At 47.1% G+C, this 19744-nt stretch carries 14 protein-coding genes; 11 read left to right on the top strand and 3 right to left on the bottom strand.

Translation table 11 applies throughout. The features are described 5' to 3' along the window. The first annotated feature begins 39 nt into the window (after nucleotides 1-39). Together cimA and recJ are read left to right on the top strand one after the other, a co-directional pair. Nucleotides 40-1701 (top strand): citramalate synthase, encoded by a 1662-nt coding sequence (gene cimA / locus PJF56_RS00600; protein ID WP_283760684.1) that lies wholly within the window; start codon nucleotides 40-42, stop codon nucleotides 1699-1701. A gap of 129 nt (nucleotides 1702-1830) precedes the next feature. Further along, complete coding sequence (gene recJ, locus PJF56_RS00605) at nucleotides 1831-4137, top strand: single-stranded-DNA-specific exonuclease RecJ (RefSeq protein WP_283760685.1); 2307 nt, start codon at nucleotides 1831-1833, stop codon at nucleotides 4135-4137. Nucleotides 4138-4233: 96 nt separating this feature from the next. Here recJ and PJF56_RS00610 read toward each other — a convergent pair whose 3' ends face one another. Continuing rightward, nucleotides 4234-4467, bottom strand: coding sequence for a hypothetical protein (locus tag PJF56_RS00610; RefSeq protein ID WP_283760686.1), 234 nt, complete (start codon nucleotides 4465-4467; stop codon nucleotides 4234-4236). A 229-nt stretch (nucleotides 4468-4696) separates the two neighbouring features. On the opposite strand from PJF56_RS00610, the gene PJF56_RS00615 reads away from it, so the two are divergent. From PJF56_RS00615 to PJF56_RS00650, 8 genes are all read left to right on the top strand, one after another. Further along, nucleotides 4697-5377, top strand: coding sequence for an OB-fold-containig protein (locus PJF56_RS00615; RefSeq protein WP_283760687.1), 681 nt, complete (start codon nucleotides 4697-4699; stop codon nucleotides 5375-5377). A 122-nt stretch (nucleotides 5378-5499) separates the two neighbouring features. Beyond that, on the top strand, nucleotides 5500-7443 hold the full coding sequence (locus PJF56_RS00620) for a flotillin family protein (protein ID WP_283760688.1): 1944 nt from the start codon (nucleotides 5500-5502) through the stop codon (nucleotides 7441-7443). Between the two features lie 120 nt (nucleotides 7444-7563). Continuing rightward, complete coding sequence (locus PJF56_RS00625; RefSeq protein WP_283760689.1) at nucleotides 7564-8727, top strand: GuaB3 family IMP dehydrogenase-related protein; 1164 nt, start codon at nucleotides 7564-7566, stop codon at nucleotides 8725-8727. Nucleotides 8728-8963: 236 nt separating this feature from the next. Further along, a complete protein-coding gene (gene trxA, locus PJF56_RS00630) occupies nucleotides 8964-9314 on the top strand; it encodes a thioredoxin (RefSeq protein WP_283760690.1) in 351 nt (116 codons plus the stop codon). Nucleotides 9315-9556: 242 nt separating this feature from the next. Then, a complete protein-coding gene (locus PJF56_RS00635; RefSeq protein WP_283760691.1) occupies nucleotides 9557-10618 on the top strand; it encodes an LOG family protein in 1062 nt (353 codons plus the stop codon). A gap of 275 nt (nucleotides 10619-10893) precedes the next feature. After that, a complete protein-coding gene (tnpA, locus tag PJF56_RS00640) occupies nucleotides 10894-11304 on the top strand; it encodes an IS200/IS605 family transposase (RefSeq protein WP_283760704.1) in 411 nt (136 codons plus the stop codon). Between the two features lie 133 nt (nucleotides 11305-11437). Continuing rightward, nucleotides 11438-14131: a DEAD/DEAH box helicase gene (locus tag PJF56_RS00645; protein ID WP_283760692.1), complete on the top strand. Its 2694-nt coding sequence runs from the start codon at nucleotides 11438-11440 to the stop codon at nucleotides 14129-14131. 176 nt (nucleotides 14132-14307) lie between these two features. Next, complete coding sequence (locus tag PJF56_RS00650; RefSeq protein WP_283760693.1) at nucleotides 14308-15801, top strand: G protein-coupled receptor family protein; 1494 nt, start codon at nucleotides 14308-14310, stop codon at nucleotides 15799-15801. Between the two features lie 156 nt (nucleotides 15802-15957). On the opposite strand, the gene PJF56_RS00655 is transcribed toward PJF56_RS00650, so the two are convergent. Together PJF56_RS00655 and PJF56_RS00660 are read right to left on the bottom strand one after the other, a co-directional pair. Further along, nucleotides 15958-18507, bottom strand: a complete 2550-nt coding sequence (locus PJF56_RS00655; RefSeq protein WP_283760694.1) for a glycogen/starch/alpha-glucan phosphorylase — start codon at nucleotides 18505-18507, stop codon at nucleotides 15958-15960. A 218-nt stretch (nucleotides 18508-18725) separates the two neighbouring features. Beyond that, nucleotides 18726-19340, bottom strand: a complete 615-nt coding sequence (locus PJF56_RS00660) for a phycobiliprotein lyase (protein ID WP_347179395.1) — start codon at nucleotides 19338-19340, stop codon at nucleotides 18726-18728. A gap of 225 nt (nucleotides 19341-19565) precedes the next feature. Here PJF56_RS00660 and PJF56_RS00665 point away from each other — a divergent pair, with 225 nt between their 5' ends. After that, the gene (locus PJF56_RS00665) at nucleotides 19566-19733 is read left to right on the top strand and encodes an NblA/ycf18 family protein (protein WP_283760696.1); all 168 of its coding nucleotides are present in this window, start codon (nucleotides 19566-19568) and stop codon (nucleotides 19731-19733) included. The last annotated feature ends 11 nt before the right edge of the window (nucleotides 19734-19744 follow it).

The following is a 19744-nucleotide window of genomic DNA, read 5'->3' on the forward strand; positions in this document are numbered from 1 at the left end:
TGACGAAATGCATAACGTGAAACAAGCGGGTTCAAAAGCATGACCACCTTATCCCCCTCTAAACCCATCTGGATCTATGACACCACGCTTCGAGATGGCGCTCAACGGGAAGGAATTTCCCTCTCCCTAGACGATAAACTACGAATCGCCCGCCGTCTAGATCGACTGGGCATTCCCTTTATTGAAGGGGGTTGGCCAGGTGCAAACCCCAAAGATGTGCAATTTTTCTGGCATCTGAAAGAACAACCCCTCACTCAAGCAGCCCTAGTCGCCTTTTGTTCTACCCGTCGCCCGAATACCAAAGCGGCTGAAGATCCCATGCTCCAAGCCATTCTCAGCGCGGGCACAGAATGGATCACCTTTTTTGGTAAATCCTGGGATCTGCACGTGACTGAAGGATTACATACAACCTTAGAAGAAAACCGAGCCATGATTGCAGATACGGCTGAGTATTTGCGATCGCAAGGTCGCCGCATTATGTACGATGCCGAACATTGGTTTGATGGCTACAAGAAAAATCCCCACTATGCCCTCTCTACCCTAGATGCTGCCGTACAAGCGGGAGCAGAATGGGTGATTTTATGCGATACCAATGGCGGCAGCCTACCTTATGAAATTAACGCCATTGTGCGAGACGTGCAAGCCCATTTTCAGCAGCAACAGTATACGGTGAAACTGGGGATTCATCCCCATAATGACTCCGATACCGCCGTAGCGAATGCGATCGCCGCCGTGCAAGAAGGAGCGCAAATGGTACAAGGAACCATCAACGGCTATGGCGAACGCTGCGGCAATGTGAACCTCTGCTCTGCGATCCCCAATTTGCAACTCAAACTCGGTTATTCCTGTTTAGCCGAAGAACAACTCGCCAACCTCACAGAAACCAGCCGATTTGTAAGTGAAGTCGTCAATTTAGCCCCCAATCATCATGCGCCCTTTGTCGGCCGTTCCGCCTTTGCCCATAAAGGGGGAATTCATGTGTCAGCCGTTGCGCGAAATCCCCTCACCTACGAACATTTACAACCCGAAAAAATTGGCAATCAACGGCGCATTGTGGTCTCCGATCAAGCCGGATTAAGCAACATTTTAGCCAAAGCCCGCTCCTTTGGCATCGACCTAGACAAGCAAAACCCCGCCTGTCGGCAAATTTTAGACCGACTCAAAGAGCTGGAAAACCAAGGGTATCAGTTTGAAGGAGCAGAAGCCAGCTTTGAACTGTTAATGCGATCGACTTTAGGACAAGCTCAATCTTGGTTTGAAATCAAGGGATTTAATGTCCATTGTGACATGGGAGCGTCTACCCCCGATCCCACCATGACCAGCAATGCCTTAGCTACCATCAAAGTGAGGGTGAACGGTCGCGATTTTCTCGAAGTCGCTGAAGGAAACGGCCCGGTTGCTGCCCTCGATGCCGCCCTAAGAAAAGCGTTGGTGAAATTTTACCCCGAAATTGGCAGTTTCTATTTAACGGACTATAAAGTACGAATTCTTGACGGAACTGCCGGAACTTCGGCCAAAACCAGGGTATTAGTGGAATCGAGCGATGGCTTAAATCGATGGACAACCGTGGGCGTATCCACCAACATTTTGGATGCCTCTTATCAAGCAGTAGTGGAAGGTTTGGAATACGGCTTACTCTTCGTTCACAAAACCCAGGAAAAAGACTCTTCTCAATCTGTGAATCTGGCTTCTTTCGGCTAAACCCAATTCGGATTAATCCCCCTACTTTTAAGGGGGATTTACTATATCTCAGAACCCCATAGCGTGAAAAATGGTTTTCCACTTACCCATTACCTATTACCCTTCTGCCGCGCAAAGCGCTATATGTCTATGAAACCGACTCCAACGTGGCAACTCGCTCCTGAAGTTGAGCCTCCAGACTGGTTTGTGTATGAACTAACCAGGTTGACTCCTCGACTCTCCCAATGGGATGGCTTGGCAAAACTGTTGTGGCAACGGGGAATTCAAAACCGGGACACTTTAGCCCGTTTCCTTTCTCCTCAGCAGTATACCCCAACTAGCCCGTTTGAATTTGGCGAAGAAATGCAACAGGCTGTTGCCCGGTTAAATCAAGCGAGAATAGAAGGAGAAAAGGTTACCATTTGGGGCGATTTTGATGCAGATGGGGTGACTTCTACCGCCGTTTTATTGGATGGCTTGGGGCAATTTTTTCCAGCTTCTCAGTTAGATTATTATATTCCCAATCGCTTGACGGAATCCCATGGCTTAAATGTTGCTGGAATTGAACGGTTGGCCGAGCAAGGAACCCAACTTATAGTAACTTGCGATACGGGAAGCACGAATTTAGCGGAAGTGGAGTTAGGGCAAAGGTTAGGCATTGATACGATTATTACCGATCATCATACTTTACCGGCTCTGCGTCCCCCAGTTGCTGCTATTATTAACCCCCGCTATCTGGCTGAAGATCACCCCCTGTTCCATTTATCTGGGGTGGCAGTGGCCTATAAATTGGTGGAAGCTCTGTATCAACAGTTTCCCGATATTCCGCAAGCGTCCTTAGATGAGTTGCTGGACTTAGTGGCGATCGGATTAATTGCTGATTTAGTCCAGCTTACGGGAGATTGTCGCTATTTAGCCCAACGGGGAATTGAGTGCTTACAGCGTGATTATCAGCGCTCTCCTGAAGCTCGTCGTCGTCCGGGAATTGGGCGTTTATTGGATTTATGCCGAAAAACAGGCGATCGCCCCACGGATATTTCCTTTGGCATCGGCCCGAGAATTAACGCCGTCAGTCGCATTTATGGCGATGCTAGTTTTTGCGTACAACTACTTACTAATCTAGACCTGAAACGCTGCCACCGGTTAGCCGAATCTGCGGAACTCGCCAATACTCGGCGCAAGGAAATTCAGCAAAGTGTAGTTCAAGATGCCATCTTGGAAGTTGCCCAATTAGACCTGTCCACCACCCAAGCGATCGTCCTCCACAAACCTGAATGGCCGGTTGGTGTACTCGGTTTAGTCGCCTCTCAAATTGCCCAGGAATACCATAAACCCACCCTTTTATTAAGCTCCGAATTGGGATCTAAATTTGCCCAAGGATCGGCTCGTTCCGTCGCTCAAATTGACCTGTATCAACTGGTCAATAGCCAAGCTCATTTACTCCATCGCTTTGGCGGTCATCCCTTCGCCGCCGGATTGAGCTTACCTCTGGAAAACTTAGCGTTGTTTACGGAAGGCATTAATCAAGAACTCAATCGTACCTTAGCTTCTGGCGATCGCGCCCCCATTCTCCATATTGACCTCGAATTAACCGTCGCCGATTTAGGCAAAGAACTCTTTCAAGAACTTAAATATTTAGAACCCTGTGGCATGGGAAATCCTGTGCCGCGCATTTTGGTTAGAAATTGTCAGTTTACTCAGGTCTATAATGCCAATATTAAAGACAATAAAGGTAATAAGGTTAAATACATTAAAACGCACTTTGTTTTAACCGACTCCAGCAGTAAGGAGGGAATTCCGGGATTATGGTGGGGACATTATCAAGATGATATTCCCTCCGGTCAGTCTCATGTGGTAGTTGAGTTAGATTTTAATGACTATCAAAAATATCACGTGCGGATTATTGATTTAGTTCCTGTCCAGCAAGAGCAGTTATCTACCCCTAACCCAGAATTAAAACCCATTCTTGATTGGCGCACCCAGCAACTCGACGAACCGGAAAAAATTGCCGAGTCCGATCCTTGGGTCATCACCAAAAATCCAGTCAGTTGGCAAGAAATTGAGGAGTGGTTAGAGCAAGCTAATCAACAGCAAAAAACTGTGGCGATCGCCTATGAACCCTTTACCCCCCATCGCCCCATCGACACCTGGACAAAGTTAGTCGGCATGGCCAAATATTTAAGCCGTACTCAAGAGTCCATATCTGTCGCTTTTCTCCAAGACAGGCTTCAAGTCACCGCAACCGCCTTACACTTGGGTTTAAATGCTTTATCCCAGATTGGGTTTACGATTAACAGCCAAGACAATCGATTAGAAATCAGCTATAATTCTAAAAACGCTTTCTCTAACTCTAATCTGATTTACACCTTTCTTTCTGCTGTACAAGAAGAACAGTTTCGCCGCCAATATTTTGCACAACTCTCCCTAGATACCCTGCAAAGAACCACATCAGGATAGCCTTGAACTAGGTGATAGGGACAATGAATTTGATAGAAAACTGGGTGAATGGGGCGATCGCCGCTTTTGACCCCCGATCTTGAATCTCAGAAAACATCAGGTCATCCGCGATCGCAGATAACGGTTACCCCTAACTCGGCGATACTCCCTGAACTTGAACGAATCAGCAACTGCTACCACTTGACATTCAACCGCGATGGTGGTTCCCCCATGGTCATAAGCCAAATTCTGAGGAGCAAAGCGATCGCGAGGGCTAAATAATTGCAGCAGCACCCAAGAATAGGCAATCCACAAAAAGAGACCAAAGATCAAGCCATTCAACTCTATCATCACTCAACTCCCTCATTCCCGGACGTTCAAGGTTATTAATGATTCATTATAAGACCTAGGGGGCGATCGCGTGACCTGATTATTTAACGAAATGTTACAAACTCTGACCCCCCAGATCAGTCCCTTGAAATTAAGATAATCTGTATATTATCTCTTGCATATCCGAAAATAAGGCTATGCTGTATCTAAACTCTATGCACAAATCCTCTCAAGTTTCAGGTTTTTAGATATGGTCTTTGACCCTGCCAATCTCCCCTATTGGATCTTTCTCGGTTTAGGAGTCGTACTGTTTCTGCTGGTCATTTTTTCTGGAGGTGGAGACAGTGATGGCGATGTCGATATCGATGGCGATGTCGATGTCGATGGCGATTGGGATACTGACCTAGACATGGAAGTAGACGCAGACGCTGATGGTAGTTTTACTGCTCTGCAAGCCTTGGGCTGGTTAGGCTTAGGAAAAGCACCCTTATTGTTATTATTAGCCATTGATTTTAGTTTGTGGGGGCTAGTGGGCTGGGTTCTTAACCTCCTCTTAGGAATCCCGACGGGAATGTTAGCAAATGCAGTGTTAATCGTCTCCTTAATTTTAAGCCTATTGGGGGGTAGTCTCATTTCTCGGCCCATTGGCAAACTGTTTGCTGCATTTGGAGAAGATACCCGTAGCGATCGCTTTATCGGATGTACGGGAACTGTAGTTTCACCCACCCTCCCCCAACAGCCTACCACCCAAATTGGCCAAGTCGATGCGATCGACACAGCCCATAATTTAGTCAGTATAAATGTGCAACTTCCCGATTGGGCTACTCAGATTCCTAAACGGGGCGATCGAGTGATCATTATTGAGTATTGTGAAAATTTTTATCTAGCGGTAGAAAAAGATAGTGTAGACCAAAAACGCTGGTTAGGCTAATTTTAGCACCCGTGAATCTTCATCCACGCTTGTCTGTTGTGCATGCTCTGAACCCTTGAATAGAACTATCCAAGGGAAACAGTTTACCCATTACCCTTCTGCCCATTACCCTTCTGCCCATTATGAAACAAACCATTATTGAACAACCAACCCAACCCATCCTCGCCCAAAACCCACTCCCGCAGATGGGATCGGTGGGTATGCTTTTAGTCAGTGGTTCCTTGGGTTTTGTCTTCTTCTTAATCCTCGGAATTATCGCTTATACCAGCGTTTACAAAATCACTCCTAATAACGAAGCCTTTGTGCGGACTGGGGGTGTATTTATTAAACAAAAACGAGTCTTTCTCAACGGGGGCTGTGTGGTAATTCCCGGATTCCATGAAATCACCCGCGTTCCTTTACGAGAAATTTCCATCGACGTGGAACGCACGGGGAATTTAGCCGTGCGGACTCAAGACTATTTACGGGCAAATATGCGCGTTACCTTTTATGTGTGTGTCAGTGCCAATCAACAGGATGTTCTCACGGTGGCGGCTCGTTTATCTAAGGAGGGAAAAATTTCAGCAACAGATATTAAAGAAGCCCTAGAAAAACGGGCAGATGATGCCATTCGTGCGGCAGCGAAAAAGAAAAGTTTAGCCGAAATTGATTCAGACAAATTAGGGTTTGCCGATGAAGTATTGAACCTGATTCAGCAGGACTTGAAAAAAATTGGCTTAACCCTGAATAATATTGCCATTTCTGAGATTGAAGAAAGCGATACCTATGATGAAAATAACTTTTTCGATGCTCAAGGCGTGAGGCTGCGAACAGAAACGATTCAGAAATCCATTCAGCAGAAACGGGAAGTGGAACTGAAAACCAAAGTGCTGATCGAGCAACGGGAACTGGATGCGGAAAAACAATCCTTACGCATTTCTAGGGAGAAAGAAGAGGCGAATTTAGACCAAAAATTGGAAGTTGAATCAATGACGGCTCAACGGGAGCGGGAGATTCAGGAATCGAAAGACCAGGAATCGGCAAAAATTGAGCGGAATAAACTCTTGCAAACGAAGGCGGTTGAGGAAGAAAAAATTCAGCAACAGTTGTCCGTTCAACAAAGTCAAATTGATGCTAATATTGCCTTAGAAGAGCGCAATAAACAGTTGAAAATTGCCCAAGCACTGCAAAAACAAGAATCCGAAGTGGCAGAAATTAACCGCGAGAAAATGGTGGAATCTTCCCAGCTTAAAGCCAGAATTGAAATTGCAGCAGCCGAACGGGAATCGAAGATTGCCCAACAGGAAGCGGCGATCGCCATTGTAGAAAAAGAAAAGCAACGGTTAGTTGCCGATGCCGAACGCGCCCAAGCCGAAGCCGCCGTCATTACTGCCCAAGAAATCGAGCAAGCGGAACGGGCACAACGCCTAACGGCGATCGAAGCAGAAAAAGAAGCCCAGAAACAACGGATCTCCGAGCAAAACGTGGTGGAAATCGACGTTTTCCGTCGCCGTCGGCAAGCGGAAATTGCCCGCCAAGCCGCCGAACTCGAAGCCGAATCCATCCGTACCCTCGCCGCAGCCAACCGGGATAAAGCCTTAGCCGAAGCTGAGGGAGAAAAAGCCTTAATTGAAGCCAGAAACGCCCTATCAGATGCCAAACTCTCCGCCCAACTGATTTCGGAAATTTGGCCCACCCTAGCGCCCCATGTTCCCGAAATTGTCAAAGCCCTTGCACCCCAACCTGGTATCTTGGGCGATACCCGCATCTACTCTTTCCCTGGAGCCAATGGCAACAACGGCAATGGGATGGGCGATATCAATAAGCTGCTGATGTCCACCAGTGGCTTATCCCTCGTCAATGCCCTGATGGAAGAAGGCAAATTGGGGACACTCCTACAACAAATTAGCCAATTAATCCGCAACCCCAATGCCCCAGAAGCCTCGGAGCAAAACGCCCAAGCCAAACCCAGCCAAACCCCCACCAAGCCGTCCCCAGACGCAAAACGCTCAAAGGCGATCGCCCCAACAACCCAAAGCCAACCGATGAAACAACCCTCAGCTCCAGAAAATCCCACCGCCAGTTAACCCCACTCAGGGCAGTTAACCTGCCCCATCCCCCCATCCCCCCATTCCCCCACCCTTTTAAATTTCCAAGCGAATTTGATAGGCTAATCTAAATATATTCTGGGAAACGCAAGAGAGACAGTGGATATTCAAATTGGACGGGGAAAAACAGCCCGCAGAGCTTACGGAATCGATGAAATCGCCCTAGTACCTGGCATTCGGACGCTCGATCCGACTCTAGCCAACACCACCCTCACCTTGGGGGGAATAGAGCGGGAAATTCCCATTATTGCCAGCGCCATGGATGGGGTTGTGGATGTGACAACAGCCGTTACCCTATCGGAGTTAGGCGCAATGGGAGTGCTGAACTTAGAAGGAATTAACACTCGCTACGACGATCCCAACCCCGTCTTAGACAAAATTGCCTTAGTGGGAAAAGATGAATTCGTATCCTTGATGCAACAGTTGTATGCCCAACCCATCGATCCAGAATTAATTACTAAACGGGTTAAAGAAATCAAGGATCGAGGGGGTATCGCAGCGGTGAGTGCCACTCCAGTGGGGGCAATAAAATATGGTCAGGTGGCAGCCGAAGCGGGGGCAGACCTGTTTTTTGTCCAAGGGACTGTCGTCTCTACCGATCACCTCTCCCCTGAGTCCGTCGCGCCTTTAGACTTAGCCCAATTCTGCGAACAGATGCCGATTCCGGTGATTTTAGGCAACTGTGTGACCTATGATGTGGCACTGAAGTTAATGAGAGCGGGAGCTTCTGGGGTATTGGTGGGTATTGGCCCGGGGGCTGCGTGTACGTCGCGGGGCGTTTTAGGGGTAGGTGTTCCCCAGCCAACGGCGATCGCCGACTGTGCCGCCGCACGGGATACCTATTACCAAGAAACCGGCAAATATATCCCCGTAATTGCCGATGGCGGCATCATCACCGGCGGCGATATTTGTAAATGTTTAGCCTGTGGTGCAGATGGAGTCATGATCGGCTCTCCCCTAGCCAGAGCCAAAGAAGCCCCCGGCCGAGGCTATCACTGGGGCATGGCCACCCCTAGCCCCGTATTACCCAGAGGCACAAGGATTCGGGTCGGTAGTACCGGAACCCTAGAACAAATCCTGCGCGGCCCAGCTCAGTTAGACGACGGAACCCACAACCTCCTGGGGGCACTGAAAACCAGCATGGGAACCCTAGGCGCTCAGACCATTAGCGAAATGCAGCAAGTGGAAGTTGTGATCGCCCCGTCCTTACTCACGGAAGGCAAAGTGTACCAAAAAGCCCAACAACTGGGGATGGGCAAATAGATTCAGTTTTTCTCAAGAGAAAGAAATCTGAGAAAGATTTGTACAAATTGTACAAAATTCGGGGAAAAGTGAAATCTGTTGTTTACAATAGGGTATAGCGGAGACGCATGATGTTTCCGTTCACTCCTCACACCACACTCCGCCTGAACAGTTTGTTCGGGCGGTTTCTTATTTAAACCAATCGGTCTGTTATGATAGAATTCCTGATGTGCAATGTAGGATAAGGATTGCCCCAAATGACAGCAGCAGCCGTTACAGATAATAGTTTTGACCAGGAAGTGCTTCAAAGCGCAATTCCTGTTTTAGTTGATTTTTGGGCCCCCTGGTGTGGCCCCTGCCGCATCGTTGCGCCAGTCGTTGAAGAAGTGGCCGAACAATTTGATGGGCAGGTCAAAGTGGTGAAAGTCAATACGGATGAAAATCCGAGTGTGGCCAGCAAGTATGGTATTCGCAGTATCCCCACCCTGATGATCTTCAAAGATGGCCAGCGAGTTGATATGGTTGTTGGGGCGGTTCCGAAAACCACTTTGATTACAACCTTAGAAAAGTATATGTCGGAGGGGGGTGAGAGTGCCCCTGAAGGCTGATCGCTTAACCAAGAGTGAGGGTTAAACCGAATACGAAATGGATTGAGTTCAGCACATGGGCTTTTCTAAGGTCGTCAATCTTCCGCAACGGAAAGGCCCTATGCTAATTTTGCCATTGCCCCAACTTTATCTAAAATCGGTCAGCATAGATTTAGACCTAAATAATGCCTAATTAGGTTTCTCAGTGGAGAAGCCTAAATTCTCTCTACTACTCCTGTTTACTCACAAAGCGTAAATTGCGGATGACTTTATCCTCCCCAGATGCTCGCGCTACACTGAAAGCCGATTTATCAGAACTTGTGGCTCAATTGCCCAATTTAGAACATGGTAAATGGATAGAACAAGCTCTGATTAGTATCCTGCGAATTGCCGCAGAAGATATGGAGCGTTTAGACTGGAAGATTCTAACGGCTTCTCTACAGGATATGGAAAGAGCCTTCCAAATCTTTTCCGACTATCGCCATGTGCGTAAAATTAGTATTTTTGGGTCGGCTCGCCTACCGTCTGATGCCCCAGAATACAAGATTGCCCTGGAGTTTGGCCGGCAAGTTGCCCAACAGGGGTTTATGGTGATGACGGGAGCGGGGGGCGGAATTATGCAAGCGGCGAATGAAGGTGCGGGGTTAGAGCAGTCATTTGGACTCAATATTCAGCTTCCCTTTGAACAGGGATCGAATCCCTTTGTCAGGGAAGATAAACTGGTTTTGTTTAAGTATTTCTTTACTCGTAAGCTGTTTTTCTTGCGGGAAACGGATGCTGTGGCTCTTTTCCCTGGTGGGTTTGGGACGCAAGATGAAGCCTTTGAGTGTTTGACGCTCTGCCAAACGGGAAAGGCTGGGCCGATGCCTTTGGTGTTATTGGATAAGCCAGGGGGACGATATTGGTACAGATGGGAGCAATATGTTAAGGATCATCTGTTAAGCCAGAAATTGATTAATGGGGAAGATTTAAGTCTGTATACGATTACAGACCAGGTGGAGGTGGCCTGTCAGGCGATCGCCCAATTTTATCGAGTTTATCATTCCAGTCGCTATGTGCGCGAGCAGTTTGTCATGCGCCTGAAAACTGAACTGTCGGATACAGATGTAAAACAGCTCAATCAGGAGTTTGGGGACATCCTCGTAAGCGGTAAAATCCAAAAAACGAAAGCTTTACCGGAAGAGAGTCTCAATGATGTCCATGACTTGCCCCGATTGGTCTTACACTTTAATCAACGGGATCATGGACGACTCTATCAAATGATTAATTGTATTAACCAAATGGGCCAACCTTCGGAGGCTGACAATCATCCAGAACGGAAGTAGATTGGGGGGCGATCTCCGGATTCCCTACCCTGTCAGCCAGAATACAGTGACCTACTCCCACCGCTAACCTGACGGTATAGGGGTTGGCTCTTCCGGAGACTCCCAGATCACTCTAGAACATTAACCGAACTATTAAGGACTGAATGCCCTACCGCCCTATACAGCGCGTTTCATGTCTGCGAAGCAGAAAGCGCTATAGCCTGTATTGGTAGGCTATTCTCATGTCCAACAGAAAATTGGTGTATGCTTATAAAATAACACTGATTTTAGGAAAAATGCAAACTGACTTTATTTCACGGGGGCGTTCGGTTTCAGACCTCAAGGCACACCTGGTTCTGACAACCAAGTACAAGCGCAATGTTTTTACGGGTGAAATGCTGCACCGCTTACATGAGATACTTGAAGTGCTTTTGGTTAAATGGGAATGCAAATTAATTGAATTTAATGGAGAGGAAAATCACATCCATCTTCTTTTTCAATATCATCCCAATGTTCTCTTAAGTAAATTAGTTAATAATATTAAAACTGTCACCAGTCGCAAACTCAGACAAGAGTTTGTTGAACCCGTTAACAAGTTGTACTGGAAAGATGCACTTTGGAATGGCTCGTACTTTGTAGCTTCTTGCGGTGGAGTCACTATTTCTACTTTAAAAAAGTATATTGAAAATAAAAACTCTCCTCAATAGGATGTTGTAAAATTTTGGGTATCGAACCCAAAATTTTACCCGATTCATCTCACGCCAAATCACAGATTATGGCGCGAGGCTTCTCGGATTTAAGCTAAAATAGAGCAAATTAGCTTATGCTCAGAATTTTAGAATGGTGAATAGTTCTCCTTCCCCTACCGACCTTGACCCGAAACGCTTGTTTTCCTTTGAACTTGATGAGTTCCAAGATGAAGCGATCGCTGCATTGAACGCGGATAAATCGGTTGTGGTGTGCGCTCCCACTGGATCGGGTAAAACCTTAATCGGAGAATACGCCATCTATCGCGCCCTATCGCAGGGAAAACGGGTCTTCTACACCACTCCCCTGAAAGCGCTCTCGAATCAGAAACTGCGAGATTTTAGCCAACTCTTTGGCGCAAAAAATGTAGGATTGGTTACGGGTGACTTATCCCTGAACCGAGAAGCTCCCGTGGTAATCATGACCACAGAAGTATTTCGGAATATGCTATACGGAACTCCGATTGGTCAAATTGGCACATCGATCCAGGGAGTAGAGGCGGTCGTTCTAGACGAATGTCACTACATGAACGATCGCCAACGGGGAACAGTTTGGGAAGAATCCATTATTTATTGTCCTCCCCATATTCAACTAGTCGCCCTATCTGCAACCGTAGCCAACAGTGACCAGCTCACCGACTGGATCTCCCAAGTCCACGGCCCCACAGAACGGATTTACGCAGACTTCCGCCCCGTCCCCCTGCAATATAACTTTTGCAATCTTAAAGGGATCTTTCCTCTGCTGAACAAGAAAGGCAATAGTATTAACCGCCTATTGCTGAATACAAAATACAAGGGCAAAAAACCGCCCAAAGTCAAACCCAAAGATCAAGTCCCTAGCTTATTAACCGTGGTGTCCCGACTGCAAGAGCGGGATATGCTACCGGCAATTTACTTTATTTTCTCCCGTAAGGGATGCGATCGCGCCGTGGCGGAAACCGTGGGACTCTCCCTGCTCACCTCCGAAGAAAAACGGCAAGTCGCGGCCCATCTAGAACTGGTGCTGCATCAGCATCCGGAAGCCATTCGGCGATCGCAGGTAGAATGCCTCTATCGGGGGGTAGCCGCTCACCATGCGGGGTTATTACCGGCTTGGAAATCTCTGGTAGAAGAACTGTTTCAAAAGGGATTAATTAAAGTTGTCTTTGCCACGGAAACCCTAGCGGCTGGAATTAATATGCCCGCTCGCACCACGGTGATTTCCAGTTTATCTAAACGCACCGATCAGGGCCATCGCCTGCTCAACCCCAGTGAATTTCTGCAAATGGCCGGACGGGCAGGACGCAGAGGAATGGATGAAATTGGCCATTTAGTGGTCGTCGAAACCCGGTTTGAAGGAACCAAAGAAGCAGGCTATTTAGCCACCGCAGGGCCCGATCCCTTGGTGAGTCAGTTTACCCCCAGTTATGGGATGGTGCTGAACCTGCTGCAAACCCATAGTTTAGACGAAGCCAAACAACTGATCGAGCGCAGTTTTGGTCAGTATATGGCCAATTTAAGCTTAATTCCCCAACAGCAGGCGATCGCCGATTTGCAAGCCGAACAAAAGCAAATTTTCGCCCAACTCGCTCCCTATGGCGACCTAGAAACCCTCCAAGAGCAAGCCGCCAGCTATAAGAAACTGCAAGAGCGACTCCGGGAAGCCAAACGACTGCATAAAACCTTGCAAAATCAAGCAGAACGGGCGCGAACAAAAGATTTAGCGGCGGCGATCGATTTTGCCGTCCAGGGAACCGTCTTAAGTCTCAAAGGCAAGTATATTACCGTTTCCGAGCCAGTTTCTGCCATTTTGGTTAGAAAAGTACCCGGCAGCGGCCAAGCCCCTTATTTAGTCTGTTTGGGGGAAGATAATCGCTGGATGGTGGCCACCTATGGGGATGTAGTGGGATTATATGGAGATATTCCCCGGTTTAAGGTCGTCGATAGTTGGGAGTTGCCCCCAGAATTAGGCTTAAAACCAGGAGAGTGTCGCAAGAGTGGCGCAGAAACAGCAGCCACAGCCAGCCACATTCCCCAGTTAGAACCTACGTTAGTCGCTCCAGAGGTGGATGAGCAACACTTAGAAGTCGAGAAAATTACAGCTTGGATACTGGAGCATCCCGTGCATCAATGGCCGGAACGGGGTCAAACGATCAAAAAAATTGCCCGTGCCGAGAAACTAGATAAACAAATCGGCGATCGGCTCAACAAGTTTCAGCGTCTCAAATCCCGTTATTGGGAAGAGTTTCTCAATTTAATTGCCATTTTGCAAACCTTTAACGCCCTAGATCCTAAGCTCGTTCCCACGACTCTCGGTGAATCGGCCGCTACCCTGCGAGGAGAAAATGAATTATGGCTCGGTATCGCCTTAACCTCTGAAATCTTTGCCCAGCTAGAACCCCATCATTTAGCCGCCGCTTGCGCTGCCCTAGTGACAGAAACACCACGTCCCGATAGTTGGGTCAACTACAATACTTCTCAACCCGTGATCGAAGCCTTATTAGACTTACAATCGATGCGCCGCCAACTCTTCCAGCAACAACGGCGCTATGATGTCGCCCTGCCCATTTGGTTAGAGTATGAGCTAATTGCTTTAGTGGAACAATGGGCCCAGGATCTCGATTGGACTCAACTGTGTGAACAAACGAGTTTAGATGAAGGGGATATTGTACGCCTACTCAGACGAACCTTAGATTTATTATCGCAAATTCCCCATATCCCCCATATTTCCAATACGCTCAAGGATAATGCTATTTGGGCCATGAAGTTGATCGACCGTTTCCCCGTTAATGAAACGGCCAATGGTTGATCGAGCCAGTCAACTCGATCTGAATCTCCCAACTGTCCACTTTCAACTGCCATAATAGAACAGTATAAGTGTCCAAACGTCCAAACATTGACTTAGCACTGAGGAATAATACCCGTACATTAGGTTTAAAGCCAAAAGATATTCACCCTAGAGAACGTTTAGGAGTATGTTCAAATATGGATTCAGTATTTCATCGCATTGGGGAATGGAATCCCCAATTATTGAGGGAGCTAAAAGGCCGGCTTAAACCTGGTCCCCTCGTTTTAGCCTTGGGAGCGGCTGTGCTTTTGCAAGGTCTTTTGATTCTAGTAGCCACGGAATATGATTATATCGGTCAGGAGTTCTCCTGGTCAGTCATTTATAGTTCCCTGGATTGGATTTTACCGTTAACTTTATGGGTTTGTGGGGTCTTTTTATTGACTAGCGATCTGGCCAAAGAAGTCAGAAAAGGAACCCTTAATTTTATTCGCTTTAGTCCTCAAGAGAGTGAAAAAGTCTTATGGGGTAAAGTGCTGGGTGTACCAATTGTTGTATACTGTTTTACTCTGCTCTGTTTACCCCTCCATGCTTTGGCTATCCTACAAGAGTATTCTTTAGTCAGTCTGTTAGCGCTGTATAGTCTTTGGGGATTGGGGTGTGCAGTCTGTTACTCTATGGCCCTATTATTCGGCATCATCGGCCATGATAAAGTGGGGGAACAAGCCCGTGCTGGGAGTGCGAGTGTTATTAGTTTAATGGTGATGCCCTATTATTTACAAGGGGTACGTCATTGCTGGGATGCCTATTCTTTGGGTAATGTAGAATACTTTCAGGATTCTTGGTTTATCTTTCCTTTCTCTTCAGCTTGGGTGGGCTATGGATTAACGATGGTCACGGGTATGGCGATCGCCTATTGGATGGCTTCTATGGTCAATCGTGTCTATCAAAATCCCCTAGGAACGCGGATGAGTAAGTCTCAAAGTTATGGGATGCTGGCAACGTTTCAGATCTGGTTATTGGGGTTTGCTCTGCCTGCTGAATTAGATTTCCCTGACGAAGGATTTTACCTGTTATTCGCGATCAGCGTGTTTAATTTGATGGTGGTGCTTCTGAGCAGTTTCCTGATCGCTCCAGAGCGTCAAAATTGCTTAGACTGGGCTAGATATCGTCATCAGCAACCGAAGCACAATCGAGGATTGATTCAGGATTTGCTTTGGGGTGAAAAGAGTCCTGCGGTAGGGGCGATCGCCCTGCAAGTGCTGATGATTACGGCCGTTTGGGTATTCTGGGCGATCGCCCGCTTACCCAACCCAGAAAGAACTTGGGCGATTTTGTCTTTGATTATCTCGGCCAATCTGATGCTCATTTATGGGCTGATTGTCCAATTGAGCTTACTGAATCGTTCTCAAAAGCGGGTGGCGATCGCCGGATTTTTAGTCTTCGCGGGGTTACTGCTCCCCTTAATGATTGTAGGAATATTAGAACTCAGCCCCAAAATGGCCGCTACTTGGTGGATGTTCTCCGTATTTGGGGGCGCTTGGTTCGCCTTAGAACAAACTGCCCAGACGTTGGTCTTACCTTTTGCCTTTTCCCTACTGACTCAATGGGCCCTTTTTGCCGCTTTGAACACGAGCTTATTTTCTCGGTTAAATAAAATGGGACAATCGACCACTAAGGCTCTGATGAGCTAAAATTACCTCATATTCTAATCTCCTATCCTCTTCTCCCTAGGGAGAAGAGGATTACTTTTGGCGATCGCTTACAGCGCAAAGCGCTATAATATGACGCAAAAAAAGACGGGATAAACCCGCCTTGATTTCAAGCTTTGAATGTTGTCCAGTCGAAGACTAAGAGCCGATTTGTTGGGAAACTTTCAAACCGGCTAAGGCTTGATTATATTCTTCCAGTTCAACTTTTACGGGTTTCACACCCCAAATTTGCTGGCAATATTCGCGAATAGTGCGATCGCTGGAGAATTTGCCCATACGAATCGAATTGATAATGGACATCTTCGTCCAATTTTCTTGATCGGCATAGGCCTGATCTACCTGGTCTTGACAATCGATATAAGCCTGATAGTCAGCGAACAGCATATAAGGATCGTTGTACATCAGGGAGTCTACCAAAGGCTTAAACAGATTGCGATCGCCGTGGGAGAACAATCCAGAGGAAATGCGATCGATCGTTTGCTTGAGTTCCGCATTTTGTTCATAATACTCCCAAGGCTTATATCCCTGTTGTTTCAGCTCTGCCACCTCTTGAGCCGTCAAACCAAACAAGAAGAAATTCTCTGCACCCGCTTCTTCCCGGATTTCAATATTGGCTCCATCTAACGTACCAATAGTGAGAGCGCCATTCATGGAAAACTTCATATTTCCCGTTCCCGATGCTTCCTTACCCGCAGTCGAAACTTGTTCAGATAAATCGGCACAGGGATAAATTTTCTGCCCCAAAGAAGCATTAAAGTTAGCCAAGAACACCACCTTAATCCGACCGCGTACATCGGGATCTTTATTCACCACTTCAGCCACCGAATTAATCAACTTAACGATTAATTTAGCCATGAAGTATCCCGGTGCAGCCTTACCCCCAAAGATGAATGTCCTCGGTTGAATATTCAGATTTGGATTCTGTTTGATCCGGTTATACAGGTTAATGATATTCAACACATTCAGGTGCTGGCGTTTATATTCATGAATCCGCTTCACCTGAATATCAAACAGGGAATTCGGATCGACCTCTAAACCATTGTGAGTGCGAATATACTCCGCCATCAACTGTTTATTGTGCTGTTTAATTTTGCGCCACTCGGCTCGAAATTCTGGATCTTCAATAGAACTTTCGAGTTGACGCAGTTGATCGAGATCCTTTAACCACCCTTCACCCAACTTACGGCTAAAGAGTTCCGACAATTTGGGATTACTGAGTAAGAGCCAACGACGCGGGGTTACTCCATTGGTCTTATTGTAGAATTTCTCCGGCCAAAGCTTGTAAAAGTCTTGGAGGGTATCCTGTTTGAGTAATTCGGTATGTAAGGCAGCCACTCCATTAATGGCATGGGAACCCACACAGGCTAAATTAGCCATGCGAACTTTCTTTTCTGCCCCTTCTTCAATCAAGGACAGACGACTGAGGAGTTCTAAATCGTCAGGATACCATTGCTTCACATCTTCGAGGAATCGATGGTTGATTTCGTAGATGATTTCCAGATGACGGGGAAGAACGGTTTCAAATAAACTGACTGACCACCGTTCTAAGGCTTCTGGGAGGAGGGTATGGTTGGTGTAGGCAAAGGTTTTTTGGGTAATGCGCCAAGCGATATTCCAATCCAAGCCATGTTCATCGAGCAATAAGCGCATCATTTCGGCGATCGCCACAGTTGGGTGGGTATCATTGAGTTGAATGGCAGTCGTCTCTGGTAAATTATCCAGAGTCTTATGGCGCATCAAGTGAACCCGGATAATATCTTGGAGGGAACAGGAGACAAAGAAGAATTGTTGTTCAAGTCGCAGTTGTTTCCCTTGGGGAGTATTGTCATTGGGATAGAGAACTTTGGAGATGGTTTCAGAGCGCATTTTTTCCGAAACCGCGCCATCGTAGTTCCCGGCATTAAATTCGCTGAAATCAAAATCATCACTCGATTCAGCTTTCCATAACCGTAGGGGGTTTACAGTATTGGTATCGTAGCCAGGAACCGGCGTATCATAGGGAATTCCCATCACCGTCGTACCGGGAATCCAACGAATTCTGGGCCGTCCTTTTTCATCGTGGTAGGTTTCCGTATGGCCGCCAAATTTGACTTCTGCGGCTTGATCGGGACGGGCAATTTCCCAGGGGTTGCCCAAGCGTAACCATTTGTCAGGAATTTCAGCTTGCCAGCCATCCTGAATGATCTGATGGAAAATCCCGAATTCATAGCGAATGCCGTAACCGACGGCAGGAATTTCTAGAGTGGCGAGGGAGTCCAGGAAGCAAGCGGCTAACCGGCCTAAACCGCCATTGCCTAAACCGGGATCGGGTTCGTGTTCCAGGATTTCTTCGAGATCGAGACCGGATTCTTCTACGGCTTGACGCACCCTCTCGTAGAGGTTCAGGTTAATCAGACTGTTGCCCAAATGCCGACCCATGAGGAACTCGGCAGAGAGATAATAGACGGTTTTTACGTCGTTTTCCAGATAGGTTTTTAGGGTTTTGAGCCAACGACTCAGGAGGCGATCGCGCAATGTGTACGCCAGAGCCATGTAGAAGTCGTCTTGTGTGGCTAGGGATTCATATTTTCCTTGTAAGTAAAATAGGTTATCTGCAAAGGCACGTTTGAGAGTCTCTACATTCATGCCCGTCCGATCGTCTTCAATTTGGATCGGACATTGGTCTTCAGGAATCATACGTTCGTTCATAAGTTCTCGGCTAGTGGGAATTTGCCATTCTACAGCCTATTGAAAAACTGAAAGCGAACTTTTGATGCAATTTTAAGATTTTATTTACCCCTACAATCCTTTTTCGACTCTGAATCGGGGAATGGGGGAATAGGGATAGCCCGAAATTCTATAGACTTATCCCATGCTCTGTATCCCTGTGTCCTTATGTCCCCGTGTCAATCCACTGTAGCCAACATCTACCATCCCAATAAGGAAACGGCTGATTCTTGTTCCCAGGAGGATTTGAGGGCTTCTGGGAGAGCTGTGGCGTTGGTATCTGCGGCCGAACCGATGCGGGTTTCAATGCAGAAGGAGGCGGTGTTAAATCCTCCAAAGCGTTTGACGGTACTGGTTCGCATCCGAATATCGTCAGAATCACCCGCAAAGGAAAATCGCTCGATCGCACTCATGGTTTCGTATTCGGTGACTAAGTTGAGTCCGTCTTCATCATCCATTTCATACTCTCCAGCGACAGGGACGATTTCCGCATAGCCTTTTTCTCGCAACAGTTTCCCTTTCCGAGGATTATCTACATCGGGAACGATCACCATCACGGTAGAATCCTCATGGCCTTCCCCTTCCCGATCCCAATTCATGCTGCCATGCCATTGTACCAGGGCCCCACCAGCAGCTAATTGGCCATCAACTTCATGCATGGTGCAAATTTCTTGCACTCTGGGATCGTCTGGGGTTAAGGCGCTAACGGTGATTTCTAGTTCTCCTAGTTCTGCCCGCCGAAAGGCGAGGTGATGGGTTGAACGTTGCGATCGCCATGTGCCTGCACTGCGCTGAAAAAATTCCATTGCATCCATCTCCTGACCCCCTGGATTATTGAGTAACGATTTTGACGTTTTTATTTTAGGCTTCCTTTGATCCTAGACACAAGATCTAGGTAAATATGAATTCTTGTTAATCTTACTACTTTTTCCTTGACAAGATAGACGCTATAATATCCATGTGCTAAATTAAGGCACAAAGCTACCCAAGGGAAGCCTTAAACCGCTTCCATCTTCTGAAATCGTGCAGGAGGAGTGAATATGGACATGCCTGGAAAATTGACAATTGAGCAACAATTCAAGATGAAAGTCTACGAAGATCAAGTTCAGTCTTTAAGCCACGAAGAAGCTCAAACCTATCTACTGGAAGTGTTGCGGCAAATGATGGTGAAGGATAATCTGGTTAAGCACCTGATGAAGAACGCTTAATCCGTGAGTCA

Source organism: Roseofilum halophilum BLCC-M91, assembly GCF_030068445.1.
GTDB lineage: Bacteria > Cyanobacteriota > Cyanobacteriia > Cyanobacteriales > Desertifilaceae > Roseofilum > Roseofilum halophilum.